At 63.8% G+C, this 22,735-nt stretch carries 13 protein-coding genes and 1 pseudogene; 12 read left to right on the top strand and 2 right to left on the bottom strand.

Annotated elements, in window-relative coordinates; all coding sequences use genetic code 11:
* The first annotated feature begins 261 nt into the window (after positions 1–261).
* The 3 genes from KDB67_RS19450 to KDB67_RS19440 are packed head-to-tail and all read left to right on the top strand — an operon-like array spanning position 262 to position 5,128.
* Positions 262–1,287 carry a DUF559 domain-containing protein gene (locus KDB67_RS19450; protein WP_291019495.1) on the top strand — a complete coding sequence of 342 codons (1,026 nt, stop codon included), beginning with the start codon at positions 262–264 and terminating at the stop codon, positions 1,285–1,287.
* A 37-nt stretch (positions 1,288–1,324) separates the two neighbouring features.
* Positions 1,325–1,963: a hypothetical protein gene (locus KDB67_RS19445; protein ID WP_291019493.1), complete on the top strand. Its 639-nt coding sequence runs from the start codon at positions 1,325–1,327 to the stop codon at positions 1,961–1,963.
* Positions 1,964–5,128, top strand: a complete 3,165-nt coding sequence (locus KDB67_RS19440) for an AAA family ATPase (RefSeq protein WP_291019490.1) — start codon at positions 1,964–1,966, stop codon at positions 5,126–5,128.
* Positions 5,129–5,240: 112 nt separating this feature from the next.
* On the opposite strand, the gene KDB67_RS19435 is transcribed toward KDB67_RS19440, so the two are convergent.
* Entirely contained in the window at positions 5,241–6,332 is a 1,092-nt protein-coding gene (locus KDB67_RS19435) for a hypothetical protein (RefSeq protein WP_291019487.1), read from the bottom strand.
* Positions 6,333–6,989: 657 nt separating this feature from the next.
* Between KDB67_RS19435 and KDB67_RS19430 the strand changes: the two genes are divergently transcribed.
* From KDB67_RS19430 to KDB67_RS19390, 9 genes are all read left to right on the top strand, one after another.
* Entirely contained in the window at positions 6,990–8,138 is a 1,149-nt protein-coding gene (locus KDB67_RS19430; protein ID WP_291019480.1) for an SPFH domain-containing protein, read from the top strand.
* A gap of 44 nt (positions 8,139–8,182) precedes the next feature.
* Entirely contained in the window at positions 8,183–9,601 is a 1,419-nt protein-coding gene (locus KDB67_RS19425) for a hypothetical protein (protein WP_291019477.1), read from the top strand.
* A gap of 14 nt (positions 9,602–9,615) precedes the next feature.
* Positions 9,616–10,071 carry a hypothetical protein gene (locus tag KDB67_RS19420; protein ID WP_291019474.1) on the top strand — a complete coding sequence of 152 codons (456 nt, stop codon included), beginning with the start codon at positions 9,616–9,618 and terminating at the stop codon, positions 10,069–10,071.
* 114 nt (positions 10,072–10,185) lie between these two features.
* Positions 10,186–10,995, top strand: a complete 810-nt coding sequence (locus KDB67_RS19415; RefSeq protein WP_291019472.1) for an SDR family oxidoreductase — start codon at positions 10,186–10,188, stop codon at positions 10,993–10,995.
* Between the two features lie 98 nt (positions 10,996–11,093).
* Positions 11,094–12,428 carry a hypothetical protein gene (locus KDB67_RS19410; RefSeq protein WP_291019469.1) on the top strand — a complete coding sequence of 445 codons (1,335 nt, stop codon included), beginning with the start codon at positions 11,094–11,096 and terminating at the stop codon, positions 12,426–12,428.
* Between the two features lie 74 nt (positions 12,429–12,502).
* Positions 12,503–15,040: a LuxR family transcriptional regulator gene (locus KDB67_RS19405; protein ID WP_291019466.1), complete on the top strand. Its 2,538-nt coding sequence runs from the start codon at positions 12,503–12,505 to the stop codon at positions 15,038–15,040.
* A 74-nt stretch (positions 15,041–15,114) separates the two neighbouring features.
* Positions 15,115–15,873, top strand: coding sequence for a hypothetical protein (locus KDB67_RS19400; protein WP_291019463.1), 759 nt, complete (start codon positions 15,115–15,117; stop codon positions 15,871–15,873).
* Between the two features lie 8 nt (positions 15,874–15,881).
* On the top strand, positions 15,882–17,159 hold the full coding sequence (locus tag KDB67_RS19395) for a LuxR C-terminal-related transcriptional regulator (RefSeq protein ID WP_291019460.1): 1,278 nt from the start codon (positions 15,882–15,884) through the stop codon (positions 17,157–17,159).
* Positions 17,160–17,346: 187 nt separating this feature from the next.
* Positions 17,347–21,777: an Ig-like domain-containing protein gene (locus KDB67_RS19390; RefSeq protein WP_291019456.1), complete on the top strand. Its 4,431-nt coding sequence runs from the start codon at positions 17,347–17,349 to the stop codon at positions 21,775–21,777.
* A 545-nt stretch (positions 21,778–22,322) separates the two neighbouring features.
* On the opposite strand, the pseudogene KDB67_RS19385 reads toward KDB67_RS19390, so the two are convergent.
* Positions 22,323–22,735: pseudogene (locus KDB67_RS19385) on the bottom strand (IS701 family transposase); the annotation flags it as partial.

Below are 22,735 nucleotides of genomic sequence, written 5' to 3'. Positions count from 1 at the left end.
CAGGAAGGGCAACGCCTTTCGGGGCCGTGAACCCCGACGCCACCGACGCTCGGACGCCCCCTCCCGGCCCCGGCCCGGAATTCGGTCCTCAGACCACCACCTCGGCCCACTCAACAGGCAACGGTCGCCTCATGAAATTTCGAGGCTAAACCCCACGAATAGCCCTCGGCACCGCATTTATTGTGATGCCGAGGGCTATTCGTGGGGTTTAGGACAAGTGGGTTTAGGACAATGAGTCGACGATAGTAAGGTGGCGAGCCTATGTGGTGGCAGGAGGCGATCCGAGCAGGGAAGGTGCGCCGTGTGTTCGGTGTCGACCATGGCGACCTGGACGCACTGATGGAGATCGACGCCCCCGACAGTCCGATCGTTGTCGGACTCCGTCCGCCTGAATTTGACACCCATGCACGGACCATCGTCGATCTGATCGCCGGGGAACTTCAGAACGCCGTGCTGAATCTGTACCCGACATGGTTGCCGGGATCCGATCTCACGACTGATCGCAGTTCGCTCGGTGTAGCGGCTGCGGTTGCGCTCGCCCGGCGTATGAGCAAACAGACCGCCGCCTACTCACCGTTCGTGGTTGACCTTGCCCGGTCTGCCGCATCGAACACGCAACCGCGATCCGACTACTCGACCGAGGTCCGATTGTCGGGTCTGGCCGATCTGCTTCGGCGTAGCTACGGTCGCGACGAGATCATCATTGTCGTTACGGCGGACAACGAGGTCACCGACTGTGACGCGGCCATCGGTGCCGCCGCCGAGTGGCTGGCACATGCCGGTCGCCTGACGGTATGGCTCATCGGCCACGAGTTCGACCAGCTGACGCGGATACCGCGCATCGATCTGCATCGCATGCGCCGACCCGCGGACCGGTCCACGCGTGCCACGACTGCGATGCAGCCGGGGACAATCACACTCACCCCTATCGCCGGCCGTCCAGCCGCGAACAGCCCGGCCGAGCAACTCCTCGAACGAGCGCTGACCCACGAGACATGGGCGGACGAGCGGGTATGGAACCGCGGCATCGACGGCCTCGACCTCCTGGCCCAGACCATTCGCGTCGACCTCCAGTGGCGGCATGAAAGAGTGGTCGTGGAGATCGACGGCGCCGACCACCGCGCCGCACCGAAGTATGCGGCGGACCGCCTGCGCGACAACCTTCTTCAGATAGCCGGGCACCTGGTGCTGCGCTACACGAACGAACGGGTCCTCGACGACGTGGGAGCCGTCGTGGCCGAACTCCGCGAAGTGGTGCACACCCGGCGGCGGAAAGCAGACCGTTGACTGGGTAATAGCCCTGATAATAAGGAAAGATCACCCTGTGACCACCGATGCACCGTCGCGCGCCGAACGCACCATCCTCTTCGCCTTGATGGCTCATGCGAAGCCCATCCGCAATCCCGATCTGAGTCAGATCTCTCCGGAGATGAAAAAGGAGCGCCGGGACAGACTCAACGATCTGGGCCTCGTCGAGTCGGTACTGGTCAAACGGACCTACGTGCACACGCTGACCGACGCGGGTTGGGCGTGGTGTGCCGCCGAACTCCACTCACCCACGCCGCCGGGCTCGGGAACAGTCGAGAAAGCACTGGCCGCGGTCCTGCGCGGAATCGGCCGTTACCTGCGTGCGACCGACACGCTCCTGTCGGAGGTCTTCGGCGTCGAAGCATCCCCGGAGCAAACAGAAGCACCTGCTGCGGCGGGCCTCTCTTCGCGCGTGCGCGCAGCGTACGACGCGTTGTGTTCGCACCCCGGCGCCTGGGTGCGAGTCGCCGAATTGCGCGCCGCGCTCAACGATGTAGCCCAAGACGAATTCGATGACACCCTGGTCGCCCTGCAGCGCGAACCGGGTGTCCGCCTCGAGCCCAACGAGCAACAGTCGTCACTCACCGACGATGATCGCGCCGCCGCGGTCCGGGTCGGCAACCAACTCTGCCACCTTTTCGCGATCGAGGGCTGAATGGATACCGGGACCCGCCGCGCACTCGAGTCGATCAGGCTGGATTGGGCGACCACCCGCGACGACATCTGGGCGCCGCAGGCCCCGGTGCATGTCGATGGCCTGCACGACTCGGTCATCGACGAAACGCTGCGGTCGTTCGGCGATGCGCAGGTGAGCGGTGCGGCGAGTCCTCTAGGGGTGGTTATCCAGGGTCCGGCAGGATCGGGCAAGACGCACCTTCTCGGCCAGGTCCGCGAACGCGTGCAATACGCGGGCGGCTACTTCTTTCTCGCCAAGCTCCTCGATGGTGAAAAGTTCTGGGAGTCGATTCTCGTCTGTATCACCGAGGACTTGAATCGGCCGTCGCCGACGCATTCCTCCCAGCTGGTCCAGTTGCTCGACAGACTGGGCAGCGACGCCGGAATGTCCCCCGACGACCTGCGGGCGATTGTCGGTGATGCACCGCTGTCTCCGGACATTCTTGAACGTTTCGTCCGTGCCGTCTACCGCAGACACCCCGTGCATCGCCGACGTTCACAGCACATCCTGCGAGCGCTCGTCCTCATTGCCTCGGAGGACTTCGCTCTCCAAGACCTGGGAACGGCTTTTCTCTTCCTCAACCTTGAGGACCTTGACGAGGCGAAGACCTGGGGTATTCAAGTCAGAAGGCTCGGCTACCAGGAGGTCGTGGAGAACATTTCGCGCATTCTGGCGATAGACAATGCCGCAGTGCTCGCAATCGACCAGCTCGACACCCTCATCGTGACCGATCACCACGGCAATGCAAACCAGAGCACCGTCGACAATATCGCCCACGGATTAATGACGCTGCGCGAAACATTCAGCCGCACAACATCAATCGTGTCGTGCCTGTCGGCGGCCTGGAAAATCCTCGAAGACAATGCTCCTCGTGCGGTCGTCGACCGGTTTCGCAAGCTGCCGCCGCTGCAGCGGCCGACATCCACCGGGTTCGGCCGCTGCCTGCTCACCAAACGATTCACCCGGTTCTACGAGGTGTCAGCCTTCACCCCGCCGTATCCGACGTGGCCGGTCAGCGACGCCGCACTGGATGAATCCGTCGACTACACTCCGCGTGCGCTGATGCAGGCCGCGGATCGGCACATCGGGATGTGCTTGCGGTCAGGAACGCTGACCGAGATGACGTCGCTCCGACAAGAGGAGGTGACCGAACCAGAACCGCTTCACGACGATCCAGGACTCACTGCGCTCGACCGTCGGTTCGACGAACTGATCGCGGTGGCCGATCCGGCGGCCGTGTTGGATCCGACCACGGAGGACACCCGCGTTCCAGAACTGTTGATGGCCGGCCTGGCCGCCTGGGTCGATGCGTTGCCGGCCGGCGCCGAGCGCTACCACTGGGACGACAAGCCGGGTAAGAGCCCTAATCTTCATGCGCGGCTGCGTCGCACCATCGACCCCGAGACCGACGCGCAGCAGTCGTGGTCATTTCGTGCGATCGCCTCGGGAAATGCGATTGCGGCACAGACACGTCTGACGAGGGCCTGTACCGCGGCTGGGATTACCAGCCGACTCAACATCCTGGCGATCCTGCGGCAGACTCCGTGGCCCTCCGGGCCGAAAACCGCGGCACTGGTCAACGAGTTCATCGAGCGAGGCGGCGTCGTTCTCTCATGGTCTGCCGATGACATCCGAATCCTGATCGCGTTGCGGGCGCTGCGCGCCGAGCGAGTCGATCGCTTCGGTGAGTGGGTCACATCCCGGCGACCCGCGTCACGCCTGACGTGGCTCGATGCGCTCCTATCCAGCACTGACTCGAATTCAGAACCGGCCGCCGGTTCACCGTCGGTTGAAGTACAAGGAGCGCAAGCGACGACGCGCCTCGAAACCTCGCAAGTCGGCATTTCCGTGGACCCCACGCCCTTGCCGGCTCCTCGACCTGCGCGGACACCGACGCGGTCGAATCGCTTCGTCCTGGGGTCGGTGGTCGGCGCCCTGACCTCGCGTGAGGTCAGTGTCGAGTTGGAGGCGCTGCGCAAGCACACGGTCATTTTTGCCGGATCGGGTTCAGGAAAAACGGTTCTCATCCGGCGGATCATCGAGGAATGTGCCCTGCGCGGCGTGTCGTCGATCGTCCTCGATGTCAACAACGACCTCGCCCGCCTCGGACAGCCATGGCCGCAGGGTTCACGCGAGTGGCCGAACGCCGAGGACGCGGCGACCGCTCGTGACTACATCGCGAACACCGATGTAGCCGTGTTCACCCCGGGAAAGATGTCAGGACGGCCGCTGAGCTTCCAGATGCTTCCGGATTTCACCGGGGTGGTCAACGACCCGGACGAGTTCGGTGCCGCGGTGGCCTCGGCATTGGGCGCGCTGGCACCGCGAGCCCTCGCGATCGGCAAGTCGGCCAAACACAAGCGGCTGCTCGCGACCCTCAAACAGGCCATCGAACATTTCGGCCGCACCGGTGGCGGCACCATCGACACTCTCGTGGATCTGCTCGCCGATCTCCCGGACACGCTGTGCGAATTCTCCGACAGCCCCAAGCTCGGGCGGGAACTCTCGGACAATCTGCGATCCGATCTGATCACCGACCACGTGTACAGCAACGACCCGGTCAATCCGTCGGTCCTGCTGACACCGCCGGCGGGCTACCGCGCGAGGGTTTCGGTGATCAACCTGTCGGGTTTGCCTGATACGAACAAGCGCAACAACTTCATCGCCCAGTTACAAATGGCACTTTTTGCCTGGATCAAGAAGCACCCCGCGGGCAACAAACCGCTCGGCGCAGTACTCGTGATGGACGAGGCCCAGAACTTCGCCCCCTCGGAGCGCACGACGACATGCACCGAAAGCACACTCGCGCTCGCCGCACAGGCGCGAAAGTACGGCCTGGGCCTCGTCTTCGCGACACAAGCCCCAAAAGGTTTGCATTCCAAGATCGCCGGAAACGCGTCGAACCAATTCCTCGGCCGGTTCCAATCACCGGTCCACATCAGTGCGGCCAAGGAACTCGCCGCGGCCAAGAGTTCCGACGTTTCGGACATCGGCCGCCTACAAACAGGCATCTACTACGCGGCGGTCGACGGTGGTTCCTTCGCGAAGATCCAAACCCCTCTGTGCCTGAGCTACCACCCATCGAGCCCGCCTTCGGAGGAGGAGGTCATCGCGATCGCCCGCGCATCGTCAATCCGCCGTTGAACTACCACTGAGTTTGGCCATCCCGCGCATAAACCGCACATTAGATATGACAAACCTGACTCGCCGGACTTCGTGACTTATAACATCCCGGAGCAGGCGCCGAGTCGTCCAACTACCGAGACTTCGGGGGGTATCCACACACGTTATTCAAGATCATTGCGATGACAAGCGTTATGATGGACCCACAGAACACCACGAGCACACCGATAAGCATCGTCGCGACGAATATCAATTCAAACCCCGGGTTCGCAAACTTGGGATCTGTAAACTCATCCCAGAATGCGATTATCGTTGCAGCGGAACAGAATAAGAGTTGGGCAACAATTGGAGAACTGAAACGACCTTTAGGATGACGTCGGCCGTGCACAGCACCAGCAAACCCCATACCTGCGATTGCAACCAGCCAGGCAAGGACCGGAGCACCGGTCCAGTCACCCCATTTCATGACTTGGTCGACCCATTTCATGACCAGAACTGCAGCGACGATATACAACACGACACTGGCAACCTTGCATTTGCGGCGGTATTGAATCAGATCTTGATTCTGTTTCAATACCTTGGCTTCGTCAGCCGCCCTGGCCTTGGCACGCGCTTGGACACGCTCCATTGAAGCCGCCTCGGTATGCTCGGGAGAAACTTTCGGCAATGACGCCGTGCCATTTCGAACATCTTCGAGCAATTTTACCATACCATCACCCTGGCGAAAGAACCGCATGGTTCCCACTCCATTGTTTTCTGGATCAAATCTGTCCGTCCAAGCACCATACTTATCCTGGCGGCGGCTATCGTAGAAGTATGGATCAAAGTCGAACGACTGGATATCCGCATCACTAATCGGAACGCAATCTCCACGTATTTCCGAGTGATCTATTTCTAGCCCAGAAAGTTGCACTTCAGTGCTTATCCAAACTTTCTGTAGATTTCCGCTTTGATTAAGGACTATGTACGTGTCGTCGTGCCCCTCCCGCTCCTTTCTACCACCTTGGAGCGAAAAGCGCCCATTCCAAGTGCGTCGATCGAGAACCCAACACTGCCCTACGAGAACAACCTCCTTCTCTCTACCATGAGAATAGTCGCCGTAGCCGATGGACGGCGTCGGTGGTATGCGAGTCTGCGATGCCGCCATTCTCGCTAAGCCTTCAATCTTTGCCCGGTCGAGTGACGATGAAGCATAGGAACGCGGAAAACCTGACAATTTGCTCAATATCCTCTTCGTATCGATAGGACGCTGGATCCACTTCCACCTAGTTCAGTCCTGATGCCACCCAAAACAGAAGGGCACCACACTTGAACACTCTTCCACTGAAATATGGTCAACAAGAATTAGCACTTTTTCGGAGGCGGGGAAAGATGACGACGCGGATTTCACCCTTTTGGGTGACAGTCCGCAGCAAACGATACGTCATGCACCGACGCCAGGTCCGCCGACCCGGACGCTCCTCGTCCACCGCAACATGTCCGCCGGACACCTCAGCAACGCGGTTGTCGCGTGCAAATGACTCCGGGTGCTTACTTAGCGGCCTGCGCTGCTTCGGCCCCGTTACGTCCCCAAGCATGTTCATCGACGGCTGCATTGAGACGCAGGCACCGGTGTCTGGTGCATCGCCATCGACCACCTCGCCCAGCCGATCTGTCCGGGCACCGCTTCCCGACTGCAGCTCACGGTCAAGTCAGATGCCAATTGGCGGCGATCAATCCGTTCCCTTCCTGCCCACCATCCGCCGAAGACGCGGCGGTGGACATAGCTCGCACATCGGTCGCACCACTCATCCGTTGACACGACATCGCCTCCCACACCCCGCCCGAAGTGACTACGCTGGCTAGCGCTCCTGACGCACACCGACCGGAGGACAGCGAAGACATGGGCGTGATCTCCAAGCTCAAGGGCGAGCTCGTCGACATCATCGAATGGTTCGACGACACTCGCACGACGCTCGCGTGGCGTTTTCCGCGCTACAACAACGAAATCAAGAACGGCGCTCAGCTGATCGTCCGGGAGGGCCAGAAGGCGGTGTTCGTGTACCGCGGCCGGCTCGCGGACACGTTCGGGCCCGGCAACTATGAGCTGACCACCGAGAATCTGCCGATCCTGTCGACGATTCAGGGGTGGAAACACGGGTTCAAGAGCCCGTTCCGGTCCGAGGTGTACTTCATCAACACCCGGCCGGTGACCGAGCTGCGGTGGGGCACACCGAACCCAATCACCATCCGCGACCCTGATTTCAAGATGGTTCAGGTCCGTGCCAACGGCATGTGTGTGGTGCGGGTGGCCGATCCGGCGATCTTCCTGCGGGAGGTGATCGGCACCGACAGCAACGTCAACGTCGATGAGATCTCGGAGTTGTTGCGGCGCATCATCGCGCAGGCGTTCTCGGACATGATCTTGCAGACGGGTGTCGGCGTGATCGACCTGCAGGGCAAGGTCGGTGAGCTGTCGCAGAAGCTGAAGGCGTTCGTCCAGGAACGTGTCGACGACGAGTACGGCCTCGGCATCGAGGACATTCTGCTCAATGTCTCGCTGCCGGATGAGATCACCGCGGCGATGACCCGTGGTGTGGCGCGCGGCGTGGAGGAGCAGGGTTTCCTCAATCAGGTCGACGACATGCAGCGCTATCAGCAGGGCAAGCTCGGCGAGGCAATGGTGGCGGGCGCCAACAATCCGGGCGGAAGTTCGGTGGGCGATTTTCTCGGTGCCGGTATGGGCATGGCGCTCGGCCAGCAGATGGGCGGTGCGGTCGCCGGACCTCGCCAGGCCGGCCCGGCTCCGGCCGCCGCACCACCTCCGTTGCCTACCGCGACGCAGTACCACGTCGAGCAGAACGGGCAGGCCGGTGGACCTTACACGGCCGCTCAGTTGCAGCAGTACATCGCCGGTGGTGCGGTGACGCGGCAGACGCTGGTGTGGGCGGCGAACATGGCCGGGTGGACGGCGGCCGGACAGGTTCCCGAGCTCGCCACGCTGTTCCCGGCGGTTCCGCCGCCGCTGCCTCCTCGGATGCCTCCGGCCTGACCGCGCGCGTTCTTTTCGAGAAGGCTTTTCGAGAGGACTGTCCGATGACCACTCCCCCCACGCCGCCGCCGCTGCCGTCCGACGGCCCGCCGCCGCTGCCGTCCGACGGCCCACCGCCACCGCCGTTCGGCGCACCGCCGCCGTTCCAGTCCGGCGGTCCGTCGCCGTCGCAATCCGGTGGCCCACCACGTCCTCCGTACGGCGCACCGCCTCCGCTACCACCGACTGGTGCCGGTAGCCCGCCGCCGATGCCGCCACGACAAGCAGGCCCGCCGAAGCAGGCCGCATCGATGCCCGCCAACAACTCACGGCCACCGATGGCACCACCGGTGGACCCGCGCGCGGGCCGGGTCGGGCAGCATCATGTCACCGAGGACACCCGCACCTATCCGTGCGCCAATTGCGGCGGAAATCTGGTGTTCGATCCGGCGACCGGGGTGTTGCGCTGCCCGAGTTGCAACAGCACCAGGGAGATCGCCCGGTCCGACGCCCGGGTGGGATTGCACGAACTCCGCGATGCGAAGGTCGCCGCCGCCAACACCCGCGGACTGTTGTCGTCGAACGACCCGGCCGCCTCCGACGAACATCAGGTGGTGTGCCAGAACTGTGGTGGTACAACGGTGTTCACCGGAACGCTGACCGCCACCCGCTGCCCGTACTGTGCATCGCCGATTCAGCGTGACGATATCCAGGACGCTCCCAAGACGCTGCCCGTCGACGGGGTGATCCCGTTCGGTGTCGACGACAAGGTGGCGCGGCAGAACATCGAGAAGTGGATCAATTCCCGCTGGTTCGCGCCGACGGAGTTCAAGAAGTATCGGACCCTCGGCTCGTTTTCGAGCGTGTATTTCTCCTATTTCAGTTACGACACCATCGCCTATACCCGCTATACGGGTCAGCGCGGCGACGACTACACGGTGGAGGTCGGTAGCGGCGACGACCGGCACACCGAAACCCGCACCCGCTGGACCAATGTCCGCGGCGACGTCGTCGATAATTTCAAAGATGTTGCAGCCCTGGCTAATACCGGTGTCGATCCGAAACGTGTCGAGGAGCTCAAGCCGTGGCCGATCGAGACGGCGCGCCCGTTCACCGGCGAATACCTCGCCGGACATCTGGCCCGCACCTACGAGATCGGACCCGAGGAAGGTTTTCAGGTCGCCCGCCGCGAGGAGATCGACGATCGCATCGCCTCCACGGTGCGCCGTGACATCGGCGGTGACAAGCAGCGCATCTCGTCGTCGGAATCGCGGTTCAATCCGCTGCAGTTCCGGTATCTGCTGCTGCCGATCTGGTTGCTGACGGTGGTGTACGACTCCAAACCGTTCCAGGTGTACATCAATGGCGTAACCGGTGAGGTGCAGGGTTCGCGGCCGTACAGCAAGGTCAAGATCATTGCGGCGATCGTCGCCGCCATCATCGCCATAACGGCGATCGTGATACTCGTACAGTCGGTGAGGTAGCGGTGGGAACTCTTGTGATCATTGCCGTTCTGCTGGTGATCGTCGGTGCCGTGGCCGTGGCAGCCGCGCTGATCCTGATGTTGCGCAAGTCTTCTCGCACCCAGCTTCAGCAGTCGGCACAGCTCTACCCGGGCAAGATGATCGAGGCCCCCGACGGCTGGGCGCTCGGGCATTCCCCGGAGGCGCGGCTGTTCCGGCGAATCCGGGACGCGGTCACACCGCTGCACAACGCAACCGGCACCGATATCTCGCTGATCGACGGCCGCGTCCAGATCGAGTTGACCGTCGACGACGTCGCGCAACGTCTGGTCACTTTGAGCACCGTCGACCGGGCGGTGGCGCAGCCGGTGCTCGACCGCGCCGAATGGTGGGTCGCCGCGCTGGAATCGGTGTCGGGCAAGCTGATCCTCGGTCGGCGTCTCGAGGTCGGCGAGTTGGAGCAGGTCACCAAACAGAATCCGTTCTCGTAGATAGCGATGGACGTCGCCGCAAAGCCGGTCACCTCAACCAGCACAGGAGCCAACCGTCAACCCAACTGAATGCCTTACAGTAAACAGATAGAGGCACAGTAGAGAGGATGACACGTGGATCTGGGATTTGCCGATGCGGTGGTGGTGGTCAACGGGGGCACCAAGGGAATGGGCCGGGCAGCAGCAGAAACCGTTGCTGCCGAGGGCGCGAAAGTGGCGCTGCTGGCCCGCGGTGAGCAAGGACTGAACGACACCGCCGCCAGGCTGACCGAACTCGGCGCCCCCGATGTCCTGCCGATTCCCACCGACCTCAACAGCCGAACCGATATCGACGCAGCATTCGCGACCATCGGCGAACGCTGGGGCGTGGTGAACACACTGGTCAACGCCGTCGGTCCCATCGACGTCGGCATCGGCCCCCTCGAGAGCATCGACGACGACAACTGGCATGCCACCTTCGACATCGGCACGCTCAGCGCCGTCAAGTGCGTGGAAGCGGCGCTACCGCTGCTCCGCAAGGCCGAGTGGGCGCGCATCGTGAATGTATCCGCGCATTCGGTGCGTCGTCAGTCCCCCACCCTGATCGCCTACACCGCCGCCAAGGCCGCGCTCACCAGCGTCAGCAAGAATCTCGCGCAGACCCTGGCACCCGAGGGGATCCTGGTCAACACGGTCTCCCCCGGTTCGTTCCTGTCCCAGGGCCTGCGTGACTACCTCTCACGCCTGCCCGACGACCGCCGCCCCGACCTCGATGACCTGTACGCGGTGATGGACGCGATCGACGCCGAGTTCGGGCATCCCGCATTCATCCGCCGGGCCGGTCTCCCGTCCGAGATCGGACCGGTCATCGCATTCGCCGGTTCCCGCACCAACACTTACATGACGGGCGCCGATCTCAATGTCGACGGCGGCTCGGATTTCTGAACCGCAAACTTCTGAACCACCCTGCCGATGGCAAAATTCGGCGTTATGAACCACGCGGCGAACCCCTACCGGACCGCGACGGTCAGGTCGCGTCGAGCGTGACCGACGTCGACCCGAACCCCGACAACGACAACTGCGACCGATCCCGTTGGCACAGCCTAGAATTCAATTCGACGGCACTGCTGGCCGCGGCGCTGATCAACAGCGCCCTGGGCCTGGTGTTCTGGGCGCTGGCGGCCCGCTTCTTCGTCGAGGCCGAGGTGGGCCGCGCGGGTGCGGTCATCAATACCGCGGTCATGTTGTCGACGCTGGCGAATCTGAGTCTCGGTGCGCTGTACGAACGCTTTCTGCCGCTCGCCGGACGCCGCACCGGAGCCCTGCTGATCCGCGGCTACGTCGTCACAGGGCTGTTCGCGTTGCTCCTGGGCGCAGTCTTCATCGCGGTCGGTCCCGCCGACGACCTGTTCGAGTCGACGACGGGTAAGACATTGTTCCCGCTGTGCGTGGCGACGCTCGCGGCGTTCGCCCTGGCCGATTCGGTCCTGGTCGGGCTGCGCGCGGCCCGCTGGGCGGCGGTCAAGAACATCTCCTTCGCCGTCGCGAAACTCGCGATCCTGTGTGCCCTAGGCCTGACCGTCGCAGGTGACCGCGGTTCAGTAGCGGGTCACGCGGCGATCGAGGTGTCGTGGGTGCTCACCGCTGCGGTTGCGGTGCTCGTCGCGCAGACGGTGGTGGTGATGGCGGTGCGCGCCCAGTCCCGCACCGAATCGACGCTGCCGCCGAACGGCGAACTGTGGAGCTACTTCGCGAGCACGTTCAGTATCGCGGCGCTGGCGAGCATCACGCCACTGGTGTTACCGCTGCTGGTGGTGGTGCAGGCCGGGGCCACCGAAACGGCGTATTTCACGGTGTCATGGACCATCGTGTCGGCGATCTTGGTGGCGGTGCTGATGGTGTGCGGGCCGTTCATCGCCGAGACCGCCGCCCATCCGGAGCAACTCGCCACCCTGCTGGGCAGGTTCCTGCGACTGTTCGGCTTGGTCATCGTGGCCGCATCGGCCGCGCTGGCAGTGGGCGGACCAATCGCGCTGTGGCTGGTCAGCCCGAGTTACGCCGAGAACGCGTGGGCGCTGATGCTGTCGGCCGCGCTGGTCCCGATCGCGAGCGCGCCCGGTGTGGTGTTCGCCTGCCTGTGCCGCGTGCATCGGACCATGCTGCCGGCGGTTGCGCTGCAGGTGGTGTCCACCATCGGAGTCATCGCCGGCTGCGCGTGGGTGATCCCGCGGCATGGCATCGCCGGCGTCGGCTGGACCTATGCGGCGGTCGAAACGGCCGGTTCGCTGCTGATCGCGATCCCGCTGTGGCGCCGGCTGCGCATCGATCTGCGCGACCCATCGGCAGCCGATCAAGGCCGCGACATACCCGCGCGGTGAGACACCGTTCGGGCTAACATCGCGTCGATATCTACCCTACGGTTCAGTGTGGATTCATCATGTGAGGTGTGTTGATGTCTCTTGCCGAGTTGCGGGCCGCCCAGGCACTGGACCGGGCGACGGCCGGCCATCGTGTATTTCCGGCCGGCTGCGTCGTCGTCGGCGGTGCCGGGTCGGGTAAGACGACCGCTCTGTCGGAACTGGTGGCCGGAGTCGACGGTCCACTCACCCGGGTATCCGGCACCCTCGGCAGCTTGCGCTACTCGTTCGCCGTCCCGTCCGGCGATGCGCGGGACTCGGCGCGGTGGGCGATATCGGTGCAGTTGCTGACGTCGGGTTCGACGCTCGTCGTCGACGACGCGCACCTGCTCGACGACGAGTCCGCGGCCATCTTGCACGCGCTGATCGTCCACGACAGCATCCCGGCATTTCTCGCATGTAGCACCGAAACACCAGAACGAACCGCTCCCGCGTCGATCTCCGCGCTGTGGAAGGACGGCCATCTGCCGCGCCTGGATCTGGCCGACCTGACCATCGAGGATGCGACCAGCTACGTCCGGCATGCCCTCGGCAGCGTTCCGACCGTCACGGGTGTCGCGCGGCTCCTGCGGTGGGCGGGCGGTACTCCCGCGGCATTCATCGAAGGTGTGGAACTGACCATCGCCCGGGGCTGCTGGCTGGGGATCGGTGAGATCGCCGTATTCCAGTGGGTTCCCGCACTCACCCCGGCGCTCAGAGATCGGTCGTGCGCGGAGTTCGAGGCGCTCCCCGAGCCGGTGCGCAGGGTGGTGTCGGCGCTTTCTGTGGCAACAGTGGCATGTGAATCCTATTGCGATGGAGCCATTCCGATCCAGGCGCTACAGTCGGTGTGTTCGGTAGAGGACCTGCTGGCCGCCGAGCAGACCGGGATTCTCGACGCCGATCAGCATCGGGTGCGCCTGCGCAAACCGTATCTCGCCTCGTACGCCGCCTCGGTGACACCGAGTCTGGCTTCCGCGGAGTGGGCGGCCAAGCTGGCCGACGGATGCCTGGAAACCATCCGCCGAGCCGGTCCCTCGTCGTCACCCGACAAGACCGACCCGATCCTGATTCTGGCGGGCGAACTCACCCTGCAAACCCTGGAACCCGATGTCGAGGTACTCGCGGCCGCCGCCGATGCCGCGCTGCGCAGGGGCGAGCATCATGCCGTGATCCGGCTCGGCAAGGCCTGCCCCACACCTCCGCAGTCCGTCGGCTGGGCCGCCCTGCACGAGGCCGACCTTACGACGGTACGCGAACTGCTCACCTCACCGTCCGGTGCGTGCCAGCCGCTGGCGGCCGTCGCCGGATGCGCGGAGGTGTGGGCGACCCGCGGTCCGGGGGAACTGTGCAGCCTCACCGACACCCCGATTTCCGCGGTCACCGCAGCACTCAGCTCCGACCGGGTGGTGGGTACGTGGGTGGGAATCCTGTACGCCAACGCGTTCGCCGTCGCCGGGAACATCGAGGCGGTGCGTGCGATTCTGGCCGTCGTCAACCCCGACGGGGCAAGCCCCGGCCCGACGGGCAAGGACGCCGTACTCGATCTGTACACCCGCGGCACCCTGGTGGTGGCCCTTCGCCAGTGCGGAAATGTTGCTCGCGCATGCGAACACGCCGACCGGCTGCTCGAAGGCACTCGGACCGCAGCACCCCGGGTCCGTGCCATGGCGGCGCTGGTGGCGGCGGCGACCTATGTCGAATCCGGCCAGTTCGCGCAGGCACGTGCCTGCTTGCACGAAGGTGCGGAGATCTTCGTCGACTCTGTCGGCCACAATCTGTTCACCGGACTGCTCGCCCGTATCGCGGCGATGGAATCCGGAATCGTCGAAATCGAAGTCGCCGAACCGATATCGGCACCACCGGGCCCGACGCTGCCCGACGAGCTGGTACCGGACGAGACGATGCCGGACGAGGCCGCGCTGGCGTCGTTCACCTCGATCGCCGTCATCAGCCAAGCGTGGGTGCTGGTCGCCGGCGATCGGGTCGACGACGCGGTCGAACTGTTGCAGGACTCCGCCCACGATGCGGTCGCGTGCGGTGCGCCCGCGGTGGCGGCCGACTACACCGAGTTGGCCAACAGACTGTGCGCGCCCGACCAGGCATGTGTGCCGACTGCGTTGCGTTTGCTTGCACAGCAACATAATCCGCTCAGCAGGTTCGGTCTGACGGTTCGCTACGCCGATGCCTGGCAGGCCCGCGACGGCGGTGCGCTCAGATCCGTCGCCAGGGACTTCGAGACGGCCGGCAACCTGCCTGCGGCCGCAGATGCCGCCGCGCAGGCCGCGGAGGCCTTCGATGAGGCGCGCGACGGCGCGCGGGCGGGGGCGGCCCGGGCCCATGTCCGCTCGCTGATCTCCCGGATCGGTTCGCTGAGGTCGCCGGCGCAATTGCGCGTCGAGGCCGACGACCGGCTGACCGGACGGGAGCGGCAGATCATCGAATTGGTGGGACAGGGATTGTCCAACAAGGAGATCGCCTACCGGCTCGAGTTGTCGGTACGGACCATCGAGGGACATGTGTTGCGGGTGTGCGCAAAGCTCGGCGTGCGTTCGCGTGGTGAGGCCGCCGACGTGTGGAGCCCCTCGGCGTGAGCAGAGTGTGGCCGCACCTGCCCCGGCCGACGGAATCATCCCTTGTCGCAGGGGCTTTGAAGAAGAGACGGCCGGTGATCGTCGCCGGTCCGGCGGGGATCGGGAAGACGAGCCTGACCCGCGCGGTCGTCGCGTCGTCGGACCGCCCGATCGAGTGGCTGGTCGGATCAGCGTCCACCCGGCAGACTCCCCTGGCCGCGCTGTCGACGCTGATGCCTGTCGACGGTGCGGGCGATGTGATGCGAATCGTCACGAACCTCTCCGAGCGACTCATCGATCGTCGCGCAGTGCTCGCCGTGGAGGATGCCGGACTACTCGATGCGGCGTCGGCAATGGTTGTCGCACAACTTATTCAGTCGGATATCCACGATGGGGTGATCGTGATGTCGCGATCACCGGAACTCGACGGTGCCGAGCCCGCGCTGACGTCGGCATTGTCGGCGGCACGCGCCATGGTGGTACAGCCGACCGCCTTCTCGCACGACGATCTCGCCACCATCATCGGCCAATACCTCGGGGCTCCCATGGATTACGCCGATGTGATGAGATTGCATTCCGCGAGTGGGGGCAATCCGCTATACGCCCGGCACCTCGTCGCCGGTTCGGTCTCGGCGGGTGCGGTGCACCGCTGGGAGGACGGAACAATCAGCATCGCTGAGGGATTCGCGGTGTCGAGAGAATTGGAGGCGGTGGTCGGGTCGGCCATCGACGCCGCCGGGCCGCAGGCAATCGGGCTGCTGGAATTTCTGAGCCTGCTCACCCCATTGCCGGTGTCCGCGGTGGCGGATCTCGGTTTTTCCGATGTAATCGATGACAGTCCGGATATTTGGTGACGGCGTGTGTGCACTACACGACCGCGACCGGTGAGCACGACCGGTCGCTGGCGTTGCTGGACACGTTCGGGAACCGGATTACCCAGCCCGCGCTGCTTGGCGCGATACACGCGATGCGCGCGACGACGATGCTCAACGCCGGTCGCCAGGCCGAGGCATTGTCCAGTGCCCGAGCATGTTTGACCGGCGAATGGAACGGCATGGCGTGGGCGGCGCTGGCCAGGTTCACCGAGGCCGAGGTGTTGCGCAGGCTCGGCGAGACCCGGCGTCCGGTGGTGGTCGGCCACGATGCGTTGCACTTGGCGTCTGTGTCCGGGCCCCTCGTGGGTGTCGGCGCGCTGCGAACTCTCGCACTCACCCACATCGGCGGTGGCGACCTCGACGCGGCAGACGAGGTGGCCGCAAGGTTTGCCGATACCGTTGCATTGCAGTCGATTCCCCGCGCACTGGCGTGTGGGACGATGTCGTCGGCTGCGGTGGCCCGTGGGCACTTCGGCAAGGCGCGGCGCCTTGCCCTCGATTGTCTGCATGCGCTGCCCGCCGACGACCGCAATGGTCTCGGTCGTGGCGTCGCGGCGATGCTCGCGGGTGTCCGGGCGATGCTCGGCGATGTGGACGGCGCACGGTGGGCACAGGAACGCTGCGAGGTGGCAACCCTGCGCAGCGGCGAATGGCCGGATGTGAATCCGATTCTGAGTGACGGTTTCGCGCGTGCCGCCGCCGGCGAGGTGACCATTCCGATCGCACGGTTCCGCGAAGCAGCGCAGATTTCGTTCGCGCACCAACAGGTCGCCGATGGCGTCAACAACCTGTACTGGGCCGTCCGGTTCGGTGATCGGGATGCGGCTGTGGAACTGTGCGAGCCTCGCAGGCGCGGGGAAGGTCCTCTCACCGGACTCATGGTGGCCCACGCCGACGCGCTCCTCGACGCGGATGCCGCCCGGTTGCGTCTGGTCAGCGATAGCTTCGTCGAACTCGGTTACATCCCGTTCGCCGCCGACGCAATTGCCCACGCGATCATTGCGCTACGCAGCGCGGGCTTGCCGCACAAGGCCCGCGAACTCTCGCCGCGCCTGACGTTCCTTCGCAGTCTGGCCGATGACTTCCTGTCCCCCGCCATCCGCGCGGCCGAGCTGAATACAAACCTGTCGCCACGCGAGTTGGAGATCTACGCTATGACGTCCGGGGGCCGCTCCCGCATAGATGTGGCGGACGCACTGGGCATCCGTCCATCGACGGTGACAGCCTACCGATCGCGCGTCCGGGAGCGTCTCAACACCTGGTGACCGGACCCCGCTGTCGCCCGAAGGGTTACATTTTCAGACCTTTACCTGTCCGAAGTACCCCTTCTGACCAGTTTGTACTGCGGACTGAGTAGTACTCCGCACAAACTAGGTAGTCGGGTGAGGTACCGGTAGCCATGTCTACCCTGGGAGCGTTGCTCCAAACGTCTGCAAAGCCTGGAGTATCAGCATGCGAATCTCGCACAAGAACCGTGCCCGCCTCATCGCGGCCGCCGCCGGTGTCAGCCTGTTCCTCAATCCCGGACAGGCCACCGCCGACGACGACACGGGTTCGCAGTCCGGGACGTCCTCACAGAGTGACTCCAGCGGCACGTCCAACTCGTCGTCGGGAGAATCGTCGTCTGGAGAGTCGTCGTCGGGAGAATCGTCGTCGGGAGCGTCGTCACCGACTGCTTCCGGCGGTTCTTCAGCCTCCGGCGGTGCGGACTCGTCCAGCGGTTCTGATAGCTCCAGCGGTTCTGATAGCTCCGGCGGCTCCGACTCTTCCGGTGAGTCCGACTCCTCCGGTGAGTCGGGAACCGACTCCAGCGGTGCGTCCGGAGTCGACTCGTCCGTCGGCAGCGACTCCGGCGAGACCACATCACCGGGCGGTGACGGATCAGGAGGAATACCGGAGGTCGACACGTCCGGGGGTGGCACCGAAACCACCACCAGCGGATCATCGGACGCCGGAAGCGCCTCAGCCGGCACCCAGACCGACATCACCTCCCCGACCAGCAGCAATCCGGACACCAGCACCTATCAGCCCTACGCCTCGACGGCCAACTCTGATTCGGGTGACTCACAGCAGGGATACCAGGGCACCCAAGACACCAGCGACGGCCAATCCTGGACGCCACCCACCGCCCCATCAGCCAACTACACCAGCCCCGATTCGACCAACACCGACCCGACGAACACTAACTCGGCGGGCACTAACTCGGCGGGCACCAACTCGGCGAGCGAGGACTCGGCATCCCGCACCAGCGACACCGACCCATCCGAAAACACCACAGAACCAACCGAATCCACCGAACCACCCAGCAGCCCGCAGCTCCTCAGCTTCTCCGCCCCCAGCATCCCCGATCCCACCGAAACCTCGAATACACCCCAAACCTTCAGCAACGCAACATTTTTCGCAACCACCACAGCAACCCCACAAGGCACCACCACCAACACCGCACCACTGGCCACCCTGCTGACGTTCCTCGGCATCCCCCCCACCGGCGGACCCACCACCACAACCACGCTCACCAGCCCCGCCCCCTGGACCCTGCTCTGGTGGATCCAACGCACCCAATCCCTGGTGAACAACCAAACCCCCAACGCCGCACCCACATTGGCACCCACCACCGACGGCTACACCATCAGCCTGAACGCCACCGACGCCGACGGCGACCCGCTGACCACCACCGTCACCACCCAGGCAACCCACGGCACCGCCACCGTCAACACCGACGGCACCATCAGCTACGTCGCCAACCCCGGCAGCACCGCCGCCGACCAATTCGCGGTCACCATCTCCGACAACGGGCCCCACGTCCACGGCCTTGCCAGCCTGCTGGGTCTACTCACCGGACAAAACCCCCACAACCGCACCGTCACAATCAACGTCCCCGAAAACACCACGGTGCCAACCAATCAGCCCCCGGTCATCGATCCCACACACACCCTGGCGGTCGGTACAGCTGACACGGTCACCGGCGCAGTCATCGTCACCGGGCTCTCGAACATCGTGACCGACCCCGACGGCGACCCCGTCACCTTCACCAGCCTCGACACCAGCATCGACTTCGACACCACCAACCCCGACACCTTCACCTGGACCCCCACCCCCCAAACCCGCCACAACGCAGCCACACCCGGCGCACCCCAAACCACCACCATCATCATCACCGCCGACGACGGCAACAACGGCACCGTCGACATCACCGTCGTCGTCCCGATCGATCCGGTAAACACTGCACCACAAACAGTCCCCGGCCAGTCCGCCACCATCACCAACGTCAACCTCAGCACCGGCCAGATCGACGGCACCATCGCCGGCATCCACACCGACCCCGACGGCGACGCCCTCGTGTACACCACCACGACGCCGGGCGCCACGATTAACTCCGCAGGCGCCTTCACCTACATCCCCGACGCCCAAACCCGCCACAACGCAGCCGCGCCCGGTGGCCCCCAAACCACCACCATCACCGTCACCATCGACGACGGACACGGCGGCACAACGAGTTACAACGTCGAAGTCCCCGTCGTCTCCGACAACGCCAACCCCACCACAGTTCCCGGACAGTCCGCGTCAATCACCAACATCGACACCACCACCGGCCAAGTCGACGGCACCATCGCCGGTGTTCACACCGACCCCGACGACGACACCCTCACCTACGGCACCACCACACCCGGGGCGACCATCAACCCCGACGGCACCTTCACCTGGACCCCCGACGCCCAAACCCGCCACGACGCAGCCGTACCCGGCGCGCCCCAGACCACCGCCATCGCGGTATCGATCGACGACGGACACGGCGGCACAACCACTTACGACATCGAAGTCCCCATCGTCCCGCAGAACGGCAACCCCGCAGTAGTTCCCGGCCAGGCTCCGACAATCGACTACGTCAATCCGGCTACCGGCCAGGTCGTCGGCTCGATCCTCTACACTCTTGCTGATCCCGACGGTGACTTCCTCTCCTACACCACCGCCACACCCGGCGCCACCGTCACACCCTGGGGCACCTTCACCTACACCCCCACCGATGAAGCCCGCCACAATGCAGCCGTCCCGGGTGCCACCCAAACCGCAATCGTCACGATCGCTGCCAACGATGGACACGGTGCCACAGTCAACTACGACGTCGAAGTCCCGATCCTGCCCCAGTACGAGGCGCCGAGTTTCACGGTCTCACAACCGTCAATGTCTGCAGGCGGATCTGGAATCACCGGAACCATCACTGCCAGCGGCAGGCATACCTCAGATACCCCCATATTCACCGTCACCGATGCGACGGTTACGGGCTCAAATACTTTCACGACTGCGAAAGGAGCGACGCTGGTCATCGATCCGGTTGCGGGTACCTATACATACACTCCATCCGTTGCTCAACTTTGGGATGCCTCATACATCGCCGCCACATATGACGACATTCACGAAACCGTCACCATCACCGTCGATGACGGCCACGGTGGCACCTTGAGCGAAACCATCATCGTGCCGATCGACGGTATCGATCTCGTCGGCAAGGCCATCGGCCGCACCCAATACGCTCCTGACGGTACCGCCTATCAGGTAACCTTCACCAGGATCACCTTGCCCTTGCCGACCCCCTACGAGACCTACTATGTCACCACCATCACTACCTCGGGCGCCCTCACCACAACGATGCTGACCGGAGTGCCCGTCGACGGTCCCCAAATCGCCCCCGACAGTACTGCATACCAAACCACCATCACCGGCGACTCGACCACCGGCTACACGACCCAGATCGCCCACATCACACCCACCGGTACCACCACCATCACACTTGCCGGAGAGCCTGTCGGTGGCATCCAGTTCGCTTCCAACGGCACCGCGTACCAAACCAGCCGCACCGGCGACCCCACAACCGGCTACACCACCCACGTCACGAACATCACGTCCGGAACCACAACCACGCTCACCGGATACACCGGCAGCGGCGTCACAATCGGACCCGATGGCACCGTCTACCAAACCACCACTACCGGCTCCATCGACTACATCACCGCCATCACGCCGACCGGCGTAACCACATCTGAACTCACCGGACAGCGTGTCGGTGGCATCCAGTTCGCTTCCAACGGCACCGCGTACCAAACCAGCCGCACCGGCGACTCCACAACCGGCTACACCACCCACGTCACGAACATCACGTCCGGAACCACAACCACGCTCACCCGAGCCCCCTACGGCGATTTCGGCCACTACGGCGGCCTCCGGGTCGCTCCTGACGGCACCGCCTACCAAACCACGTACACGTTCGACACCACCACCGGCTACACCTACTACGTCACCACCATTAGCTCCGCCGGCACCATAACCACCGCCACACTGCCCGGCCGGCCCGCATCCGACGGTGTCCAGATCGCCCCCGACGGTTCCGCCTACCAAACCACGTACGGCACGTACGACCCAACCAGCGGCTACACCACCCACGTCACGCACATCACACCCACCGGCGCCACAACCACCACACTCACCGGAGACGACTACGGCGTCGTTCAGTTCGCTCCCGACGGCACGGCCTACCAAACCACCACTACCGGCAACGACGCGACCGGATACACCACCCACATCACCCACATCACACCCACCGGCACCACCACCACCACCCTCGCCGGAGGGCCTGCCGGTGGCGTCCAGTTCGCTTCCGACGGCACCGCATACCAAATAAGCACTGCTCACGGCGGCCCCTACTATCTCACCACCATCACGACTACCGGCACCACAACGACCATCCCCCTGCCCATACATTTTCCCGAGACACTTCATGGCGGTCTCCAATTTCTACCCGATGGCACGGTGCGACAACTTTTGGATACGAATGGCGGGACCAGAATCATCGTGATCAAACGCGCCGATCCGACTTCAGCGGGATAAGCAGGCACGTCTACGATGGCTACACTTCTTTCATCAATACAGAAGTAGTGAATTCAAGATAGGAGAAAATTCGTGACAAATAATAATCCAGGACCGAATGATCCTAGATTCGACACCGCCCGACTTCTCGCAATATCCACCTTCTTGGTAACAATCGCCATTATCGCTATCTACGGACTCCTGGTCTGGAAGTTCACAACATCAAGCTCACATCCTCCACTTCTGGCAGATCCTGCGCCAACAAAGGCTCCAACCCTCTCGAATGATGGTACTGGTTTCGCACCGCAGTATCGCGGAGCCTACGACCAGAACGCGAGAATCTTCGACCTCATAACACTTACACTTCCACTGTTGACGACCATCTTGGGATTCTACTTTGGAAACAGAATCGGATCAGCAGAAAAGGGTGCAGCCCTTGCTGAGGCCGGACAGCAAGTTGCCGAGATCAAGACAAAGGTACAGGCGGCCGCCGTAGACGGCAATGCTGACGTGGCATCACTCGTCCAGGACCTTGAATCTAGTACTACAGCCGGACTTAGCGATTTTCATGTCGGTGACCTGCGGTTTTGGTGGCAGACCTGCGCTCGGAACTGGTGTCGGCGCCGCCACAGTGACCATTCCAGGAGACGTGTGAGGGTGCGTTCGGTGGTGAGGGCACCAGCTGCGAGTAGTCGCTGAAACTCGTTGATACTCAACCGGATCAGTGACGGGTTGGTCGTTTCGTGGGCGCGTTGCTCGGCGGTGGCGATCGCCAAGATAGCGTGAGCGAGCATGACCAGGATCGTCCAACGGTGCCAGGAAGTCCAGGTACGGACCTGGTGCTGGTCCAGGCCGGTCAGGCCTTTGCTGGACTGGAACGATTCCTCGACCGTCCAGCGTCGGCCGGCGACCTTCACCAACACAGCCAATGGGACCGGGGTAGGGCTGTAGCAGCGGTAGAACGCCAGCTCACCGGTGG

Origin of the sequence: Gordonia sp. (in: high G+C Gram-positive bacteria) (assembly GCF_020438995.1) — a bacterium.
Classification (GTDB): domain Bacteria; phylum Actinomycetota; class Actinomycetes; order Mycobacteriales; family Mycobacteriaceae; genus Gordonia.
Note: the sequence above shows the minus strand (reverse complement) of the source record. Positions and strands in the feature narration are given on the sequence as shown.

Coding starts and splice junctions, on each gene's coding strand:
- KDB67_RS19390 (WP_291019456.1), top strand. CDS start 17,347: ATGCGAATCTCGCACAAGAACCGTGCCCGCCTCATCGCGGCCGCCGCC.
- KDB67_RS19405 (WP_291019466.1), top strand. CDS start 12,503: ATGTCTCTTGCCGAGTTGCGGGCCGCCCAGGCACTGGACCGGGCGACG.
- KDB67_RS19450 (WP_291019495.1), top strand. CDS start 262: ATGTGGTGGCAGGAGGCGATCCGAGCAGGGAAGGTGCGCCGTGTGTTC.
- KDB67_RS19425 (WP_291019477.1), top strand. CDS start 8,183: ATGACCACTCCCCCCACGCCGCCGCCGCTGCCGTCCGACGGCCCGCCG.
- KDB67_RS19440 (WP_291019490.1), top strand. CDS start 1,964: ATGGATACCGGGACCCGCCGCGCACTCGAGTCGATCAGGCTGGATTGG.
- KDB67_RS19430 (WP_291019480.1), top strand. CDS start 6,990: ATGGGCGTGATCTCCAAGCTCAAGGGCGAGCTCGTCGACATCATCGAA.